The sequence below is a fragment of the Oribacterium sp. P6A1 genome (assembly GCF_000702885.1).
Classification (GTDB): Bacteria; Bacillota; Clostridia; order Lachnospirales; family Lachnospiraceae; genus Oribacterium.
In genome coordinates this window covers 1-2,446 of record NZ_JNKO01000077.1, presented here as the reverse complement: position 1 = coordinate 2,446, position 2,446 = coordinate 1, and the positions used below count along the sequence as shown (strand labels likewise).

Here is a 2,446-nt window from a genome sequence, read left to right as displayed (position 1 = left end):
AACGTGTTTATATCGCTATAGATATGAAAAGTTTTTATGCATCTGTTGAGTGTGTGGCAAGAGGCTATGATCCGCTGAAAGCCAATCTCCTTGTTGCTGATGCCAGCAGGACTGATCAGACCATCTGTCTCGCTGTATCTCCGGCTTTAAAGGCAATCGGTGTGCCCAGCCGTCCAAGGTTATTCGAGGCAAAGCAGGCCATAAAGAAATATGAAGAACTCCATCATACAAAGGTACTATACATCATTGCTGTACCACGTATGCTTGAGTATGAAAAGATCTCTGCACAGATTTACGGCATATACCTTAAATACGTAGCATCTGAGGATGTTCATGTATACAGCATTGACGAGTGTTTCATCGACTGTACACCATATCTTCATTTCTATGAGACAGCTGCAAGGAGATCCGGAGAAACACCTGCCCATGTCATGGCACTGACCATGATCCGGGATGTCTTAAAAACAACAGGCATCACAGCAACTGTTGGAATAGGCACCAACCTTTATCTTGCAAAGGTCGCCATGGATATCGTCGCTAAAAAGGCTCCGGCAGACAAAGATGGTGTACGTATAGCATCACTTACGGAAGATTCTTACAGATATCTTCTCTGGGATCACAGGCCTCTCACCGATTTCTGGCAGATAGGTCAGGGTAAAGCCAGAAGACTTGAATGTGACCATATGTATACCATGGGAGACATAGCAGAGAGGACTCAGTGGGATGAGGAATGGTTCTATAAGACCTTCGGTATAGATGCCGAGATACTTATCGACCATGCCTGGGGTATCGAGCCTGTCACAATGTACGATATCAAGCATTACAAGACAGACACTCATTCCCTTTCCAATGGTCAGGTACTTCCAAGACCCTATAAGTATGATGAAGCCTGCATTGTATTCAAGGAAATGATCGATATCCTTTGTGCAGACATGTATCGTAAGAATCTTGTGTCACAAAGGTTCACCTGGTGGATAAGCTATGATTACAAGAGTCTTGAATACTTTCCGGGATATGATGGAAAGCTGGCCATTGACTGGTATGGGCGGATTCATCCTGCTCATTCAACCGGTACTGTAAATTTAAGAACCGCGACCAATACTTCAAAACTTGTTATTGGAAAGATTATGGATGATGTCGCAAAAAAGAGTGACCACAGGATACTTCTGCGGAGACTTGGTATATGTGCCTGTGATGTGGTCGATGATAAAGGTATGTATCAGATGGATCTCTTCACAGACTACGAAGCTGAGGATAAGGAACGGAAATTACATGCCGCACTGCTGGATGTCCGTACAAAGTATGGTGCCAACGCCATGCTGAAAGGTATGAACCTTCTCGAAGGTGCTACTACCATCGAAAGAAATAACCAGATTGGTGGACATAAGAAATAGCCATCCTGGTTATTTCTTATTATGTAATATACTTATATCAAACGGAGAACTACCATGGATAGTGAAGATAACCTTATTCCGACTCTCTCCTTCCGATACAAGCATGTCTATGAGAAAGGGAAGCCGGTACATAACAAAACAGACAGTTTTACCTTAAAACATCCTCCCATGGATCTGGGAAGACGAGCAAAGATCTTCAGTCCTTTTGATGCTCTTAAGGGATTTAGTGAAGAACTCATACGGACTGAGACAGAAATCGAAGATATATACACAAACCATGAATTTGAGCCTATAGTAGAATTCCCTTAATAGAATCCTATAGTAAGGAATTTCTTCTATACCATCATGAGGAGATACCATGTGCACACGATACGCTTTGGAGAAAGATCTTCCCGAATTAGCTGACATAACTGCATTCGTGTCAAGATCCCTGCTTACCCAGAAATTTATAGATACACACGCGAGACCATTGATCACCAATGGTGAAGTCCGCCCTACTGATATCGTACCGGTCATAGCTCCAAATTCCAAAGGTCAGAGAAGTGCTTTTCCAATGCAGTGGGGATTTCTTGCAAAAGATAATAAAAGGACTCTCTTCAATGCGCGGGTTGAGACAGCCGGTATCAAACCGACCTTTAAAGATGCATGGATGTCCCATAGATGCATCATCCCGGCTTCCTACTACTACGAGTGGGAACACATGAAAAGTATCGATGGGAAGGTGAAGACAGGACAAAAATATGCCGTTCAGCCTAAAGGGCATACCATTACCTGGCTCTGCGGACTATACAGAATTGAAGAAGGATACCCTGTTTTTGTCGTATTAACAAAAGAACCAACTGCAGAACTTGCCAAGATCCATGACCGTATGCCGGTCATGCTTCCGGAAAACCTGATAAACGATTGGATTAATCCCTCGTCAAATCCTGATGAGATAATACGGTATTCACTGTCTGATATGGTCATAGAAAAAGCTGATGGATAGTTAATTGCCCATCAGCTTTTCATCATGTACAATATTTATACTGTTTCTGACTCACATATATTTCACA

The 2,446-nt window shown here is 42.7% G+C and carries 3 protein-coding genes; all 3 read left to right on the top strand.

Annotated features, from left to right (window positions below; genetic code table 11):
• On the top strand, nucleotides 1-1,394 hold a 1,394-nt coding region (locus T515_RS16020; protein ID WP_036613531.1), incomplete at its 5' end, for a Y-family DNA polymerase.
• A 54-nt stretch (nucleotides 1,395-1,448) separates the two neighbouring features.
• Nucleotides 1,449-1,703 carry a hypothetical protein gene (locus T515_RS16015; protein ID WP_036613528.1) on the top strand — a complete coding sequence of 85 codons (255 nt, stop codon included), beginning with the start codon at nucleotides 1,449-1,451 and terminating at the stop codon, nucleotides 1,701-1,703.
• A gap of 49 nt (nucleotides 1,704-1,752) precedes the next feature.
• Nucleotides 1,753-2,379 (top strand): SOS response-associated peptidase, encoded by a 627-nt coding sequence (locus tag T515_RS16010; protein ID WP_036613526.1) that lies wholly within the window; start codon nucleotides 1,753-1,755, stop codon nucleotides 2,377-2,379.
• Nucleotides 2,380-2,446 lie beyond the last annotated feature (67 nt).